The following is a 15875-nucleotide window of genomic DNA, read 5'->3' on the forward strand; positions in this document are numbered from 1 at the left end:
CATTGTACGCAAAAAGTGTCTTCCAGGAGTAGCGGCGCCCCCGCAGCTTGCTATAATCCGCGCAAGTTTTGCCGCCGATGGACGAGTCTTCCACCCCGAAGCCCGTGGCCGATACCGCGCCCGACGCGCCGCAGAATGCTTCCGCCGAGCCGGGGACGCCGTTGATGCGCCAGTATTCGGCCATCAAGAAGGAACATCCCGCGGCGCTGTTGTTCTTCCGCCTGGGCGATTTCTACGAGCTGTTTTTCGAAGACGCCGTGGTGGCCGCGCGTGAGCTCCAGATCACGCTCACCTCGCGCAACAAGGAGAAAGGTATCGCGGTGCCGATGTGTGGCGTGCCTTACCACGCCGCCGAAGGCTACATTGCCAAGCTGATCAGGAAGGGATACAAGGTCGCCATTTGCGATCAGATGGAAGACCCGCGCTTAGCCAAGAAGCTGGTGAAGCGTGCGGTCACCCGCGTGGTGACCCCGGGTACGGCCGCCGATTCCACGCTCAGCTCCGACGAAAATAATTTTCTTGCCGCCGTCGCGCGGCTCGACCGTGGCCGGCCGGCCGCGCTGCTGGCGGGTTTTGCCGTGCTCGATCTTTCCACCGGAGAATTTCGCGCCACCCAGTTCACCGGCGAAACCGCCGAGCGCCGCGTGCTCGAAGAATTGGAACAATTGCGCCCGCGCGAGGTCTTGTTCGGCTCCACCCTGCCGCTGTTTGAGTTGTCGGCTCGCGGCGGCGCCCGCACCGCCTATGGCTGGGCCGAGACCCCGCTGGATGACTGGGTCTTCTCCCCCGATTACGCCATTCCCCTGGTCGAAAACCATTTTGGCGTGCTCTCGCTCGAAGGCTTCGGGCTGGCCGGACGGCCGGCGGCTGCTGCGGCCGCGGGCGCCATCCTGCATTACGTGCGCAGCACGCAACGCGGCACCCTGGACCACGTGGACCGCATCGGCTTCTACGAGCGCCAGAACTGCCTGGTGCTGGACGCGGTGACGGTGCGCAACCTCGAGCTGGTGGAGCCGCTGTTGACCGGCTCCGGCGACGCCGTCACTTTGTTTCGTGCCATCGATCACAGCCTTACGCCCATGGGCAAGCGCCTGCTGCGCGCCTGGATGCTGCGCCCGGTCATCGATGCAGCGGAAATCAATGCGCGCCTGGACGCCGTCGCAGAGCAGGTGCGCGCCACCGTCGAGCGCGAGGAGTTGAGGCGTGCCCTCGATGGCGTCCTCGACATCGAGCGCCTGCTCAGCCGGATCACGCTGGAGACGGCAAACCCGCGCGACCTTCTGGCGCTGGCGGCGTCCCTCGCCCGGCTGCCTGGAATCCGCGCAGCGCTGGCGCGGTTCAAATGCGAGCGCATGGCATCGCTTTTGGCATCGGTGGACGATCTGGCCGACCTGCGGGCGCGCATCGAGAGCACTTTGGTCGAGGAACCGCCGCTCACCCTCACCGATGGCGGCGTGATCCGCGCCGCGATTGACGCCGAATTGGACGAACTGCGCACCCTCAGCCGCAACAGCAAGCAGTTCGTGGCGCAGATCGAGGAACGCGAGCGCCAGCGCACCGGCATCGGCTCGCTGAAGGTCAAATTCAATTCCGTCTTCGGCTACTACATCGAGATCAGCAAGGCGAATCAGCACCTGGCGCCGCCCGACTACGAGCGCAAGCAGACGCTGGTCAATGCCGAGCGTTTCACCACCCCCGAGCTGAAGCAGTACGAGGCGAAAATCCTCGATGCGCAGGAAAAGATTGTCGAGATCGAGCGGCGGCTGTTCGCCGAGCTGCGCGCCGCCATCGCCGGCCAGGCCAAGCGCATTCGCCAGACCGCGCTCGCCGTAGCCCAGGTGGACGTGCTCGCCGGACTGGCCTACCTGGCGGCCAATAGCAATTATTGCCGGCCGGAATTCTCCGACAGCGGCGAGATCGAGATCCGCGAGGGCCGTCACCCCGTCGTCGAGCGCCCGGAACTCACCGGCAGCAACGACCGCTTCGTGCCCAACGATCTCTACCTGAATTCCACCAGCGACACTATCCTCATTCTCACCGGGCCCAACATGGGCGGCAAGTCAACCTACCTGCGGCAGGCGGCGCTCATCGTGATTCTGGCGCAGATGGGATCGTTTGTGCCGGCGCGCTCGGCGCGGCTCTCGGTGGTGGACCGCATCTTTACCCGCATCGGCGCCAGCGACAACCTGGCGCGCGGACGTTCCACGTTCATGGTCGAGATGACCGAGACCGCCGCCATTCTGAACACCGCCACGCCCAATTCGCTGATCCTGCTCGACGAGGTCGGGCGCGGCACCGCTACCTACGACGGGCTGGCGATTGCCTGGGCGGCCATCGAGTACATCCACGCCCGCACCCGCGCGAAAACCCTCTTCGCCACCCATTATCACGAGCTCACGGAACTGGCCGACCAGCTTTCCGGCGTGAAGAATTATCACGTGTCCGTTAAGGAGACCGCCGGTGGCATCGTGTTTCTGCGCAAGGTAGAGCCCGGCGCCGCCGATCGCAGTTATGGCATCGAGGTCGCCAAGCTGGCGGGTTTGCCTCCCGAGGTAATCGGGCGCGCCCGCGAGGTGCTGGCCGAGCACGAGTCGGCCGAGCATCGCCTCACCAGCCAATTGGCCTCCGACGAACTCCAGCCCGGCTCGGTGCAGCTCACCATGTTCACCCCGCTTTCGCAGAAAATCGTGGACCAGTTGCGCGAGACCGATCTCGACCGCCTCACCCCGCTGGAAGCCCTCAACCTGCTGCACGCCCTCAAGCAGCAGGTAAAGTGACTATGGAGATTTCGCTTCTACAGCAAAAGGCACAAACTGGCGAATTTGGAGAAGTCGACAAAGCAAGGGTTACATCGGAAATACGCGGAAGTAAGAGCGCGCAGCGCGACAGAATATGTAGCCCCCGGCGTAAGCCGGGGGTAGCTGTCCACCAAAGAGACTAGCCCGCTTCAGCGGGCGACAGAAGATTATACTCATGTATTACCTTAGGAATCATAAGTGGCGCAAACAAAACTAAATAGCTTAGACCTCCGCCAACAGGTCGGCCAGCTCCTCCTCATGGGCTTTGACGGCACCGAAGCCTCCGCCCGCCTGCGCTCCGTGTTCGCCACTCTTCAGCCCGGCGGCATCATCCTGTTCAAGCGCAACATCACCGCCGCGCGCCAGACCTGGGAACTGTTGCGCGAATCGCAGAAGTGCGTCAGCACGCCGGCGTTCCTATGCGTGGACCTGGAAGGCGGTACCGTAGACCGCCTCAAAGATGTCATCGCGCCCGCGCCGTCGGTCGCCGACATCGCCGCCAGCGGCAACAAGAAACTATTCCGCCTCCACGGCCGCGTGCTGGGAGACGAGTGTCGCCTGCTCGGATTCAACGTGGACTTCGCGCCCGTGGTGGACCTCGGGCTGGAGCCGTCGCGGAAGGTGCTGACCTCGCGCACCGCCTCCGACGATCCCAAAAAAATGGTGGCCTACGCGCGTGAATTTTTGCGCGGTCTCAAGGACGCGCACGTACTCGGTTGCGGCAAGCATTTTCCCGGGCTCGGCGCGGCCAAACTGGACACGCACAAAGATCTGCCGGCCATCGCCACTCCCGCCGCCCGCCTGATGAAGGAAGACCTCTACCCATATCGCGAACTGCACCGCCAGATGCCATTTATCATGGTTGCGCACGCAGCCTATCCAAGTATCACCAAGGACAATACGCCAGCGAGCCTGTCGCGCAAGTGGATCACCGAAATTCTGCGCAAGCGCATCGGCTACCGCGGGCTCATTCTTTGCGATGACTTGGAAATGGGCGGCGTGCTGTCGGCGGCGCCGATCGAAGTGGCCGCGGTCGAGACGCTGAAGGCCGGCGCCGACATCTTCATGGTCTGTCACAACGAAGAAAAAGTCTGGCGCGCGTACCAGGCGGTGTTGACCGAAGCGGAGCGCGATCGCCGCTTTGCCCGCATGGTCGCCGACAAAGCGCGGCGCGTGCTGGCGTTCAAGCGACGCGCGCGCGAGCTCAAGCGCCATGCGCCTGCGCCCACCGATCGAGCCGTAGACCGCCTCCGCCGCCGGCTCTGGGAGCTGTGCGAAGAAGCGCGGATGGTCGCAGCGGCAGGAGATTAGTCTTTACCACCGAGACACCGAGGCCACCGAGGCCCACCGAGAATTTGTTTTCCTTTTTTGTATTTCTCGGTGATTCTCTGTGTTCTCGGTGTCTCGGTGGTGAAGCGGGAATCTGAGGAGCGAGGCGCCTACGCCCAACGGGGAGACGGTGGCCCGATTGCGGCACGAAGTGCAGGAGCTGAGCGAACAAGCGCGTCTGGTCTCGGCAGCGAACGCTTAGTCCGTTAGCACCGAGGCCCACCGAGAATTTGTTTTCCTTTTTTGTATTTCTCGGTGATTCTCTGTGTTCTCGGTGTCTCGGTGGTGAAGCGGGAATCTGAGGAGCGAACTTGATCGTCGCCGGCGTAATGAGCGGCACTTCGGCGGACGGCATTGACGTCGCCGTCGTGCGCGTGCTCGGGCGCGGATTTCGCACCCGCTTTGAATTGCTCCACCACCAGGCGTTTCCTTATTCGCCGCGCGTTCGCCGGGCCGTGCTCGCCATGATGAACGCAGACCATGCCAGTGTCGCCGATTTGGCGCGGCTCAATTTCCTGCTCGGCGATCTGTACGCCGACGCCGTTCGCGCCTCGGCCAAGCATGCGCACCTTGCCGTGGATCTGGTCGGCTGCCACGGCCAGACCCTCTACCACCAGGGCACAGCGCGCGCCTACCTGGGCCGCAACATCGCTTGCACCTGGCAAACCGGTGAAGGTGCGGTGATCGCGGCGCGCGCCGGCGTCCCGGTGGTCAGCGATTTCCGCCCCGCCGACATGGCCGCCGGCGGCACGGGCGCGCCCCTGGTTCCCTTCCTCGATTACCTTCTCTATCGCCACCGCCGCCGCGGGCGCATCGTGCAGAACATCGGCGGCATTGCCAACCTCACCGCCATTCCCGCAAAAGCGCCGCCCGAGCAGGTCATCGCCTTCGACACCGGGCCCGGCAACATGGTGATAGACGCGGTCACCGAGCGCCTCTTTGCCCGGCCCTACGACCGCGACGGGCGGATCGCTGCCCGCGGGCGCGTGCTCGACGTGGTCGTGTCGGAACTCATGCGGCAACCGTTCTTCCGCCGGCCTCCGCCCAAGACCGCCGGGCGCGAGGAGTTCGGGCGCGAGTTCGTCGCCGGCTTTCTCCGCCGCTGCCACCGAGCGCGCAAGGAAGATGTGGTCGCCACTGCCACCGCGTTGACCGCCTACTCGATTGCCGATGCGGTGCGCGCCTTCGTGGCGCCGGCCGGCGATAAGCGCTTCCGGGAAATGATCATCTCCGGCGGCGGCGCGAAAAATGACACGCTCATGTCCATGCTCGCCGCCGAATTGACCGGCCTCAAGCTGCGCACCTCCGACGAATTCGGCCTGCCGTCGGAGGCCAAGGAGGCGGTGGCATTCGCCATCCTCGCCTATCAGACCTGGCGCCGGGTGCCTTCCAACATTCCCGCCGCCACCGGCGCCAAGCACCCCGCCGTGCTGGGCAAGATCTCGTATCCTTACACCAATGCCGATTAACCACAGAGGGCACAGAGGCTCACGTAGTTTGGTTTTCTTCGTCCTCTGTGTCCTCTGTGGCTTGCTTTTTTTCGGCTGCTCGAAAAAGCCGCCCGCCGACACCCTGGTGATGATCATCGAGACCAGCCCCACTAACCTCGATCCGCGCGTCGGCATTGACGCCTATTCGGAGCGCATTGACGAGCTGCTCTTCGACGCGCTCGTCCATCGCGACGACCACTTCAACCTGCAGCCCTGGCTCGCCACCAGTTGGGACGTTCCCGACCCGCTGACCTACGTCTTCCACCTGCGCCGCGACGCGCGCTTCCACGACGGCCGCCCGCTCACCGCGCGCGACGTCAAGTGGACCTTCGACTCCATCATGAACCGCAGCGTGCGCACGGTGAAGACCGGCACCTACCGCTTCGTGGACCGCATTGACGCCCCCGACGACGCCACCGTCATCTTTCATCTCAAGGAGCCCTGGGCATCGCTGCTGTGGAACGTGGCTAATGGCGCGATCGGAATCGTTCCCTACGGCAGCGGCCCCGATTTCTACCGCAACCCGATCGGCTCGGGCCCGTTCCGGTTAATCAGCAATCAGCAGGACCGCGAAGTGGTGATCGAGCGCAATGAGCAGTACTGGCGCGAACGGCCGCGCGTCGCTCGCGTGCGTTTCACGGTCGTGCCCGATACCACCACACGCGCGCTCGAGCTCCGCAAGGGCAGCGCCGATGTCGCGCTCAATTCGCTCACCGCCGACATGGTGCTCGCCCTCCGCCGCGATCCCAAGCTCGTGGTCCAGCAGACTCCCGGCACCGTGCTCGCTTATGTGGCGATGAATCTTCGCGATCCCATTCTCAAGGATGTGCGCGTCCGGCGGGCGCTGGCCTACGCGCTCGACCGCCGCCCGCTCATCCATTACCTGTGGCGCGACGAGGCGCGCCCCGCCTACAGCATCCTTCCCACGCAGTCGTGGGCTTTCACCTCGGACCTGCCGACCTATGACTGCAATCCGCAGCGCGCCCGCGAATTGCTCGACCAGGCCGGATACCGCGCCACCAACGGCGTGCGTTTCCACCTCACCATGAAAACCTCCACCGAGGAGACCTCGCGCCTGCTGGCGGCCGTACTGCAGCAGCAATGGCGCGCCATCGGCGTCGAACTCGATATCAAGACCTTCGAGTTCGCCACCTTTTTTGCCGACGTGCAGAAGGGCGCCTTCCAGCTCTACTCGCTGCGCTGGATCGGCGGCAACAATGATCCTGACATGTTTCAGTACGCCTTCCATTCTTCCTTCACGCCGCCGGCGGGGGCCAACCGCAGTCATTACTCCAACCCCGAGGTGGACCGGCTAATCGACTCCGGCCGCCGCGAAGTCGATCCCGAGAAGCGCAGGCAGCTTTACGCCCGCCTCCAGCAACTGCTTGCCGAAGATCTGCCCTACATTGATCTGTGGTATCTCGACAACGTGGTGGTGCACTCCCGGCGCACCAGCAACTTCACCATCAGCCCGCCGGGCAATTACGATTTCCTGACCACCGTCGAACTGCACCAGTAAACGTCGTTGGTCGTTAGTCGTTAGCCGAGTTCGTCCGGAAATTGCGAACGACAAACGACCACCGACTGCCTTTGCCGTCGACCGTCGACCGTCGACTCTTTTCCCATCGACCATCGACCAACGACCATCGACGTTTTTCCCCGTGTTACCATCCAAGGTTTAAGGTCCCCACCGTGCGCATTCTCTTTATCGGCGATATCTTCGGACGCCCCGGGCGCGTCAGCGTGCGCGAGCACCTGCCGGCGTTCGTCAAGCAACGCCCCGTTGATCTGGTCATCGCCAACGCCGAAAACGCCGCCGGCGGATTCGGCATCACGCCCTCCATCATCGACGAACTCTTCGAGCTCAACATCGCGGTGCTCACCACCGGCAATCACATCTGGGACAAGCGCGAGATCATCGAGTATTTCCAGTCGGCGAACGGCAATCCGCACAGCCCGGCGCGCCGCGTCTTGCGTCCCGCCAACTATCCCGCGGGCACTCCCGGCGTGGGATTTTTCGAAGGCGCCGTGGGCAAAGTCCCCTACGCCGTCATCAACCTGCAAGGCCGCGTCTTCCTGCCGCAGAACGACGATCCCTTCCGCGTCGCCGACGCCTTGATCGAGAAAACCAAGGCCAAAGTCATCCTGGTTGACATGCACGCGGAAGCGACCTCGGAGAAGGTCGCCATGGGCTGGTATCTCGACGGCCGCGTCACCGCCGTGCTCGGCACCCACACTCATATCCCGACCGCGGACACGCGCATTCTTCCCGGCGGCACCGCCTATCAGACCGATGTCGGCATGACCGGGCCCTACGACAGCGTCATCGGGGTGCAGAAGGAGTTGGTGATCCAGCGCTTCCTCACCAACATGCCGGCGCGCTGGGAGGCCGCCCACGCCGACGTCCATTTCTGCGGCGTTTACCTGGAGTGCGACGACGTCACCGGCCGCGCCACCGCGGTGGAGCGCATCATGATCCCCGGCCGCCAGGGCGCCAGCCTGTAACCCAGTGACCAGTTATCATGGGCTTTGATTGCATCCGCCAACCGCCCAGCGACCCTAGTTTCCAGTTCGTGCAGCGTGTTAACCAAGCACCAGACTGAGCCCTGTTCCCCCTTTCCTGGAGGTGTTGTAATGTGAGCTCCGGGTTTCAGCCCTGAATAAAGAAAGGACGCGATATGAAGCGAACGTTAGCCGCACTGCTCAGTTTGGCATTGTTGTCGTTGGTGGCAATGGTTTATGCCCAGGAGACCGTCAAGGACGCTGCCAAGGATACGAAACAAGCTACGACGAAGGCCGCGAAAACGACAGCGCACGCTACCGGCAAAGCGGCTGCAAAGACCGCGGACACCACGAAGGTTGCCGCCACGGACACCGCGCATGGTACCAAGAAGGTCGTCCACAAGACGGCGCACGCCACCGGCAAAGCGGCAGACAAGACTGCCGCTGCCGGCAAGGATGTGGGGAAGGGCACGGAAACGGCAGCCAAGAAAACCGGCCAGGGGGTCAAGAAGGGGACCAAGGGAGTCGGCCACGAGGTCGAAAAAGGCGTGAAGAAGACCGAGTAAGACAGTCGCCGGTCGCTAGTTGTCAGTTTTCGCGGGCCGAGAAGGCCCGCGATTTTTTTGGGACTCCATCTCTTGATTCGGAACTCACAAGTCCCGCGCCTGAATCCCGACTTTTGCCTGCGTTGCTCTACCAAGCTCCTGCCCACCGCCCGTGTTGCGCATCTGCCGCCAGCGGTTACAATTCCAACCATGCGCCGTCTTGCCGCGACCCTCGTCCTGTTCTGCTCTGCGGCCTGGGCGCAGTCTGCACCGCAGCCCGCCAATCCCGACCTGGAAGCGTTGAAGCAATGCGCGCAGCAGCGCACGCCCGCAACCTGTGGCGTGTCCAAGCAGGAACTGAAGCAAGGTCAGCGCGATTTCGCCCGCGGCCTCAAGCTGCAGAAGGCGGGCAAGTCGGACGAGGCTTTTGACGCCTTCGATGCCGCTGCCCGTGTCGTCCCGCGCAACCTTGAGTACGCCACTGCCCGCGAGATTATCCGCCAGAAGTTGATTTACGATCACGTCCAGAAGGGCAATTCCCTGCTGCTCGAGGACAAGGAAATCGCCGCCGCCGCCGAGTTTCGCCAGGCGCTGCAACTCGATCCCAACAATTCCTTCGCCCTGCAGCAGCTCGCCGCCGCCGCCGCACACAAGCCTCCGCCGGGCCCACACGAATTTCTGGTAGTGGATGATCCCGGCGAGCTGCGCCTTCAGCCGCTCAACGATTCGCGGCATGACTTCCATTTCCGGGGCGATACCCGCGCCCTCTACCAAGCCATCGGCAAGGCTTTCGGCGTCGCCCCGCAATTCGACGAAACCGTAGTCAGCCGCCAAGTTCGCTTTGACCTGGAAGACGCCGACTTCCGCACCGCCATGCGCGTGGCCGGCCTGATGAGCAAGAGTTCCTGGACGCCGCTGTCGGCGCGCGAGTTCCTCGTGTATGCCGACAACGCGCAAAACCGCGCCCAGTTCGAGCGCTTGTCGCTGCGCACCTTCTTCGTGCCCGACGCGGCCGCCCCGCAGGATCTCTCCGAGATCGTCAACGTGCTGCGCACCGTCTTCGAAATCCGCTTCATCACGCCGCAGAATGCGACCTCCACCCTTGTGGTTCGCGCGCCGCGCCCCATCCTCGACGCCGCCACCGCCTTCCTGGCAGCGCTCGATCAATCGCGCCCGCAGGTGATGCTCGACTTCCAGGTTTACGAGATCAGCCGCTCCCTCATGCGCAGTTTCGGCCTCACCATGCCGCTGCAGTGGCAGACTTTCAGCCTGAACGCTGCGGCGCTGGCGGCGTTGCAGCAGCCCAACGTACAGGACGCGATCAACCAACTCATCGCCTCCGGCGGCATCAACGCGGCCAACACCACCGCCATTGCCGCCCTGCTGGCGCAACTCCAGAGCCAGTCGCAAAGCCCCCTCCTGCAGCAGCCCTTCGCTACTTTCGGCGGCGGCCAGACGCTTACCGCCCTGGCTGTTCCGCCGATTTCGGTGAATTTCTCGCGCAACGAGTCGCAGGTCTCCAGCCTTCAGCACATGACGCTGCGGGCCTCCCACGGCAACGCCGCCACCATGCGCATCGGCGCGCGCTATCCCATCCTGAACTCGACCTTCGCCCCCATCTACAACTCGCCCGCCATTGCGCAGGTCATTCAGAACAACAGCTTCATCGCGCCCTTCCCTTCCTTCAACTTTGAAGACCTGGGACTGCTCGTCAAAGCGACTCCGCAGATTCACGGCGCCACCGATGTCCGCCTGGAATTGAGTGTTGAAGTGAAGGCGCTGAGTGCGCAGTCCTTCAACGGTGTGCCCGTGATCAGCAACCGCGCCTATACCGGCACCATTAGCATCAAGGATGGCGAAGCCGGCGTGATCGCGGGGATGTTGGATGTTGAGGAGCAGAACACGCTGACCGGACTGCCGGGTGTGGCGCGCCTGCCGCTGCTCGGCACCCTCACCTCCAGTCACAACCCGCAGAAGAGATCCACCGAGCTGATCATCCTGATCACGCCCCACCTGACCCGCATCCGCGAAGCCAGGCCGAAGACCATCACCATTCCTAGCAGCTAGTAGATGGTAGATGGTAGTTGGTACGTAGAAACACAGCCCCGTAGGGGCGAACGCTAGTAGCCCAGAGCCTGCCCTGAGCGAAGTCGAAGGGGCGCCAGCCCTGGGAGAACATTCACAAATAATTCAGAGTCCCGTAGGAGTCTGTGTCATAGCTTGATTTCGCGCGTTGCCGTGGTCCAAAAGCGAACCGAAACCAGCCGCGGAGCGGCGAAATTCGTTAGCCCAGCGCGGCAGCGCTGGGAAAAGTGAACAGAATTATCGAGCGCCAGCGGCGCGGCACAGTTCTCCTACAGACTCGCCACCCCTGGGGAAACATCCACAAATACCCAGAGTCCCGTAGAGCCTGCCCTGAACGCAGTCGAAGGGGACGGCACGAAGCAACCTGGCGGACTTTCAACTCGGCCAAAACCGCTGAATCACCTGCGAATTCCGCCACCCTAACTCCTAACTTCTAACTACTTCGCTTGCTGCGTCGCCATGAAATCCGCGATCTTCTTCAACTGCTCGGGCGGCAACTGCCCGAGGTTGCTGATCCTGCGCCCGCCGATAAACAGCGTGGGCGTGCCGGTTATCTCCATTTCCTTCCCCAGCTCAACCGACTGTTTCACCCGCTCCGCGGTTGCCGGCTGATTGGCGCACGCCGCCACCTTCTGCCCATCCACGCCCGCCGCCGCCGCCAGCGCTTGCAGCTTGGCCGTCGCTTTCTTGCCCGCATCCTCGGTGTTGTTGGTGTCGGCGGTGAGCTGTTCCTGCGCGCCGTACACTGCTTCCAAGAATTTCCAGAACGCCGCCGGATTTTCGCGGTGCACGCACTCGCCGTACTCCGCCGCCGCGAACGCCCAGTGGTGCATCTGCGTCAGCGGAAATTGCTGGAACACGAAGCGGGCGCTGGGTGCGTCGGCCAACAGCTTCTGGATCACCGGCAACGCCGCCTTGCACGCCGGGCATTGCAGGTCGGCAAACTCGACGATCGTCACCGGAGCATTGGCCGGCCCGCGCGACGGCCCGTTGATGCCCTTCTGCAGCTTGGTGCGGTTGGCCGCGAACGGGTCGGCGGCGAACGGAATCAATTCGCCCATCAGCGCATGCTTGCCGTCGGCTGTCACCAGGAACGCCACCGGCCCGCGACCCTGCGGCGTGTTCACCAGCACCACCACTTGCGTCAGGTCCGACACCGCGTGCGGCTTCACATCCGCAATCGTCCACGTGATCGCCGGGTTCGTGCCCCCGATCATCTGCCGTACGAAGCTGTTGATCGCCGTGTCCGAAGGCCGTGCCCCTTCGCCGGGAAACGGCGCCAGGTTGCCCGCCATCGCCTGTTTGTGCCCCGCCAGCACGAACAGCTTGCGTTCGCCGTTGTTCTGCGCCGATTTGATGGTCAGGTCGATTTCGGCAATGCCCGGCGCTTCCGACGGCTTGATGCCGGTGATCGTCCATGCAACGTTCGTCTCGTAGCCGAACATGTGCCGCATGAACGAGTCGGCCGTCGCCTTGGAGGGCAACGACGTTCCGTTTTCGCTGGCTGACGGCTTGGGCTTCGCCGACGCCTGCGCCAGTGCGAGCGCGGCGATCACGGCCAAGGCGGACAATGCCAAGTATCGGCGCATGCGCTCCTTTCAAAAACGGTTTTCGGTTCTCGGTTGTCGGTTCTTAGTTCTTGCTTTACCGAAAACTGATAACCGATAACCGACAACGTCTTTCAATAATCCCACCGCGCGGCGATTGGAAATCTTCTCCCCACACCAAACGCCTTCTCGGAAATCTTCAGCCCCGGCGCGGCCTGCTGCCGCTTGTACTCCGAACGTTCCACCATGCGGATCGCCTTGCGCACCAGGTGGAGATCGAAGCCGCGCTTTTCGGCAATCTGCTCCGCGCTCTGGTAGTCCTCGATGTAGTCTTCCAGGATCGCGTCCAGCACGTCGTAGGGCGGCAGCGAGTCGCTGTCTTTTTGGTTCGGCCGCAGCTCAGCCGACGGCGGTTTTTCCAGCGTCGCCTGCGGGATCACCGGCTTACGGGCATTCACGTACTGCGCCAGCCGGTACACCAGGGTCTTGGGCACATCGGAAATCACCGCCAGCCCCCCGACCATGTCGCCATACAGCGTGCAGTAGCCCGCCGCCAGTTCCGACTTGTTGCCCGTGCTCAGCACCATGGAGCCGAACTTGTTGGAGAGCGCCATCAGCAGCGCGCCGCGAATCCGCGCCTGGATGTTTTCCTCCGTCACGTCTTCTTCCCGGCCCGCGAACACCGGTTTCATCGTCTTCCGGTAGTCGTCGAAGATTTCCGTGATCGGGATCAGCTCGAAACGTATGCCCAGGTTTGCCGCCAGCGCGCGCGCGTCCTCAATGCTGCCGCTCGAGGAATACGGCCCCGGCATGCCGACACCGGTCACGTTCTGATTTCCCAGCGCATCGGCCGCAATCGCCGCCGTCAGTCCCGAGTCAATCCCGCCGCTCAGTCCCACCAGCACGCGTTCAAACCCGCACTTGCGCACGTAATCGCGTGTGCCCAGCACCAGCGCCGCGTACACGCTGCCCTCCAGTCCCTCGATCTGCGGGTGCAAGTCGCCGGCCAGTTTTTCGGTGTCGAAAAAAATCAGGTCTTCTTCAAACGACTTCGCCTGCGCCACCACCTGGCCGTCGGGCGCGATCACTACGCTCGATCCGTCAAACACCAGGCTGTCATTGCCGCCCACCTGGTTGACCATGGCCACCGGCACGCCGTACTTGATGGCCAGCGCCGCCAGCATCTTCTGCCGCAGTTCGCGCTTGCCCGCGTAGAAGGGCGACGCCGAGATGTTCAGCAGCAGGTTGCCGCCGCCGCGCATCAGCGCCTCCACCGGATCGAAGCCGTACAGTTGCCGGTTCCAGAAACTTTTGTCGTTCCACGCGTCCTCGCAGATGGTCAGCCCCACCTGCCGCCCGCAGAACGGCAACAGTTCCTGCTTGCTCGCCGGAGCGAAGTTGCGCCATTCGTCGAAGACGTCGTAGGTCGGCAGCAGCATCTTCGACTGCACGAACCCCACTCGGCCGTCCTTGACCAGCGCCGCCGAGTTCATCACCGACTTGCCGGAGGCGGCGTGCGCCGGCGTCACCAGCCCGCAGATCACTGCCATGCCGCGCGTCTCCTCGGCGATCCGCTCCAGCATCTCCTGATTGCGTTTGACGAAGCTAGGATTCTCCACCAGGTCGCGCGGCGGGTAGCCGCAGATGGAAAGCTCGGGGAACATGGCCAAGCCGGCGCCCGCCGCCTGCGCGCGTCGCGAGAATTCAATGATCTTGCCGCCATTCCCGCTGAAGTCGCCGATGGTGGTGTTAATCTGCCCGAGCGCAATCTTCACCCGTTCAGTCTAAAGCGGGCCATCGGCAATCGACAATCGGCAATCGAAAATGTTGTTCAACCGATTACCGATAACCGAAAACCGACGACCGAAAACCGCCGGTCCGCAGGTATAATTTCCCGCCTTGCCCTCTGGAGCCAACGATGAAGTCTCCCAACCGCCGCTCATTCCTGAAAACCACCGCCATCGCAAGTGCCGCAGCCATGCTCGCGCCGGTCATATCGGACACTCCAGCGCACGCCGCTTCGCCATCCGCTGCGGCAAAACCTCCGGCCTTCGAATTGGACGAGATGACCATCGCCGATCTGCAGCAGGGCTTGTCGTCGGGCAAGTTCACCGTGCGCAGCCTCACCGAACGATACCTCGCGCGCATCCAGGCACTTGATAAAGATAAGCACGGCCCCGCCGTGAATGCGGTCATCCAGATCAATCCCGACGCCCTCCAGATCGCCGACTCCTTGGACAAGGAACGCCGCACCCATAAGCCGCGCGGCCCGCTGCACGGCATCCCGGTCCTGATCAAGGACAACATCGGCACCGCCGACCGCATGATGACCACCGCCGGCTCGCTCGCCCTGCTCGGCTCCATTCCGTCCCACGACGCCTTCCTGGTCAGCAGGCTGCGCCAGGCCGGCGCGGTCATTCTCGGCAAGACCAATCTCAGCGAGTGGGCCAACATTCGCTCCAATCGCTCCACCAGCGGATGGAGCGGACGCGGAGGCCAGACCCGCAATCCCTACGCCCTCGATCGCAATCCCTGCGGATCCAGTTCCGGCTCCGGCGTGGCCGTGTCCGCCAATCAGTGCGCCGTCGCCGTCGGCACGGAAACCTCCGGCTCCATCATCTGCCCATCCACCACCAACGGGATCGTCGGCATCAAGCCCACCGTCGGCCTGGTCAGCCGTTCGGTCATCATCCCGATCGCCCATTCCCACGACACCGCCGGCCCCATGGCGCGCACCGTCGCCGACGCCGCCGCGCTGCTTTCCGTGCTCGCCGGTTACGATCCCCAGGACAGCGCCACTGCTCCCCTGCAGGACAAGCCCGCGGTGGACTACACGCGCTTTCTCGATCCTGCCGCTCTGCGCGGCGCGCGTATTGGCGTCGTCCGCAAGAACTTCGGTTTCAGCGACGCCGTGGACCGCCTGATGGAAGACTGCCTGGCCGAGATGAAGCGCCAGGGCGCCGTGCTCATTGATCCCGTCGAAGTCGGCCCCGCTACCTTCGGTGACTCCATCCTGGAAGTCTTCCTCACCGAACTCAAAGCCGACCTCAACGCCTACCTCGCCGCCCTCGGTCCCGCCGCCCCCGTCCACTCGTTGAAGGAGATCATCGAGTTCAACGAAAAGCATCGCCAGCAGGAGATGCCTTACTTTGGTCAGGATCTGTTCGAGAAAGCGGAAACCAAGGGACCGCTCACTAACAAGGACTACCTCGCCGCGCTGGAGAAAAATCGCGAGCTGTCGCGCACCAAGGGCATCGATGAGGCCATGGACAAGCACCAACTCGACGCCCTCCTCGGACCCTCCGGCGGCCCCGCCTGGACCACCGATTTGCTCAACGGCGACCGCTCCCGCGGCGGCAGTTCCGGCCTGCCCGCCGCCGCCGGCTATCCGCACATCACCGTGCCCGCCGGCTTTGTGTTCGGCCTGCCGGTGGGAATTTCATTCTTTGGCCGGGCTTGGTCCGAGCCCGTCCTGATCAAGCTCGCCTACGCCTTCGAGCAGGCAACGCACCACCGCAAGCCGCCGCACTTCGCCCCCACCGCCGACCTGAAGGTCTGAGGCCACAGGCCAATTTGCCT

At 63.5% G+C, this 15875-nt stretch carries 10 protein-coding genes; 8 read left to right on the forward strand and 2 right to left on the reverse strand.

Features of this window, described 5'->3' with window-relative positions; translation table 11 throughout:
* Positions 1 to 77 precede the first annotated feature (77 nt).
* The 7 genes from mutS (at position 78) to LAN70_08440 (ending at position 10731) form a co-directional block, all read left to right on the forward strand.
* On the forward strand, positions 78 to 2777 hold the full coding sequence (mutS, locus tag LAN70_08410) for a DNA mismatch repair protein MutS (GenBank protein ID MBZ5511181.1): 2700 nt from the start codon (positions 78 to 80) through the stop codon (positions 2775 to 2777).
* Positions 2778 to 3056: 279 nt separating this feature from the next.
* Positions 3057 to 4109 (forward strand): beta-N-acetylhexosaminidase, encoded by a 1053-nt coding sequence (gene nagZ / locus LAN70_08415; protein MBZ5511182.1) that lies wholly within the window; start codon positions 3057 to 3059, stop codon positions 4107 to 4109.
* A gap of 329 nt (positions 4110 to 4438) precedes the next feature.
* Positions 4439 to 5596, forward strand: coding sequence for an anhydro-N-acetylmuramic acid kinase (locus tag LAN70_08420; protein ID MBZ5511183.1), 1158 nt, complete (start codon positions 4439 to 4441; stop codon positions 5594 to 5596).
* 109 nt (positions 5597 to 5705) lie between these two features.
* Entirely contained in the window at positions 5706 to 7136 is a 1431-nt protein-coding gene (locus tag LAN70_08425) for an ABC transporter substrate-binding protein (GenBank protein ID MBZ5511184.1), read from the forward strand.
* Between the two features lie 173 nt (positions 7137 to 7309).
* A complete protein-coding gene (locus LAN70_08430) occupies positions 7310 to 8122 on the forward strand; it encodes a TIGR00282 family metallophosphoesterase (protein MBZ5511185.1) in 813 nt (270 codons plus the stop codon).
* 173 nt (positions 8123 to 8295) lie between these two features.
* On the forward strand, positions 8296 to 8685 hold the full coding sequence (locus tag LAN70_08435; GenBank protein ID MBZ5511186.1) for a hypothetical protein: 390 nt from the start codon (positions 8296 to 8298) through the stop codon (positions 8683 to 8685).
* Between the two features lie 189 nt (positions 8686 to 8874).
* The gene (locus LAN70_08440; GenBank protein ID MBZ5511187.1) at positions 8875 to 10731 is read left to right on the forward strand and encodes a type II and III secretion system protein; all 1857 of its coding nucleotides are present in this window, start codon (positions 8875 to 8877) and stop codon (positions 10729 to 10731) included.
* 455 nt (positions 10732 to 11186) lie between these two features.
* Here the strand turns inward: LAN70_08440 and LAN70_08445 are convergent, their stop codons facing one another.
* Both LAN70_08445 and LAN70_08450 read right to left on the reverse strand, forming a co-directional pair.
* Positions 11187 to 12338 carry a DsbA family protein gene (locus LAN70_08445; GenBank protein ID MBZ5511188.1) on the reverse strand — a complete coding sequence of 384 codons (1152 nt, stop codon included), beginning with the start codon at positions 12336 to 12338 and terminating at the stop codon, positions 11187 to 11189.
* 92 nt (positions 12339 to 12430) lie between these two features.
* Positions 12431 to 14071: an NAD+ synthase gene (locus tag LAN70_08450; GenBank protein ID MBZ5511189.1), complete on the reverse strand. Its 1641-nt coding sequence runs from the start codon at positions 14069 to 14071 to the stop codon at positions 12431 to 12433.
* Between the two features lie 143 nt (positions 14072 to 14214).
* Here LAN70_08450 and LAN70_08455 point away from each other — a divergent pair, with 143 nt between their 5' ends.
* Positions 14215 to 15855, forward strand: a complete 1641-nt coding sequence (locus LAN70_08455; protein ID MBZ5511190.1) for an amidase — start codon at positions 14215 to 14217, stop codon at positions 15853 to 15855.
* Positions 15856 to 15875: the final 20 nt, after the last annotated feature.

It is taken from the genome of Terriglobia bacterium (genome assembly GCA_020072845.1).
Taxonomy (GTDB): Bacteria; Acidobacteriota; Terriglobia; order Terriglobales; family Acidobacteriaceae; genus JAIQGF01.

Bases quoted from the DNA above. Each gene is read 5' to 3' on its own strand.
- LAN70_08445 (MBZ5511188.1), bottom strand. From the start codon at position 12,338: ATGCGCCGATACTTGGCATTGTCCGCCTTGGCCGTGATCGCCGCGCTC.
- nagZ (MBZ5511182.1), top strand. From the start codon at position 3,057: ATGGGCTTTGACGGCACCGAAGCCTCCGCCCGCCTGCGCTCCGTGTTC.
- LAN70_08440 (MBZ5511187.1), top strand. From the start codon at position 8,875: ATGCGCCGTCTTGCCGCGACCCTCGTCCTGTTCTGCTCTGCGGCCTGG.
- LAN70_08435 (MBZ5511186.1), top strand. From the start codon at position 8,296: ATGAAGCGAACGTTAGCCGCACTGCTCAGTTTGGCATTGTTGTCGTTG.
- LAN70_08455 (MBZ5511190.1), top strand. From the start codon at position 14,215: ATGAAGTCTCCCAACCGCCGCTCATTCCTGAAAACCACCGCCATCGCA.
- LAN70_08425 (MBZ5511184.1), top strand. From the start codon at position 5,706: ATGATCATCGAGACCAGCCCCACTAACCTCGATCCGCGCGTCGGCATT.
- mutS (MBZ5511181.1), top strand. From the start codon at position 78: ATGGACGAGTCTTCCACCCCGAAGCCCGTGGCCGATACCGCGCCCGAC.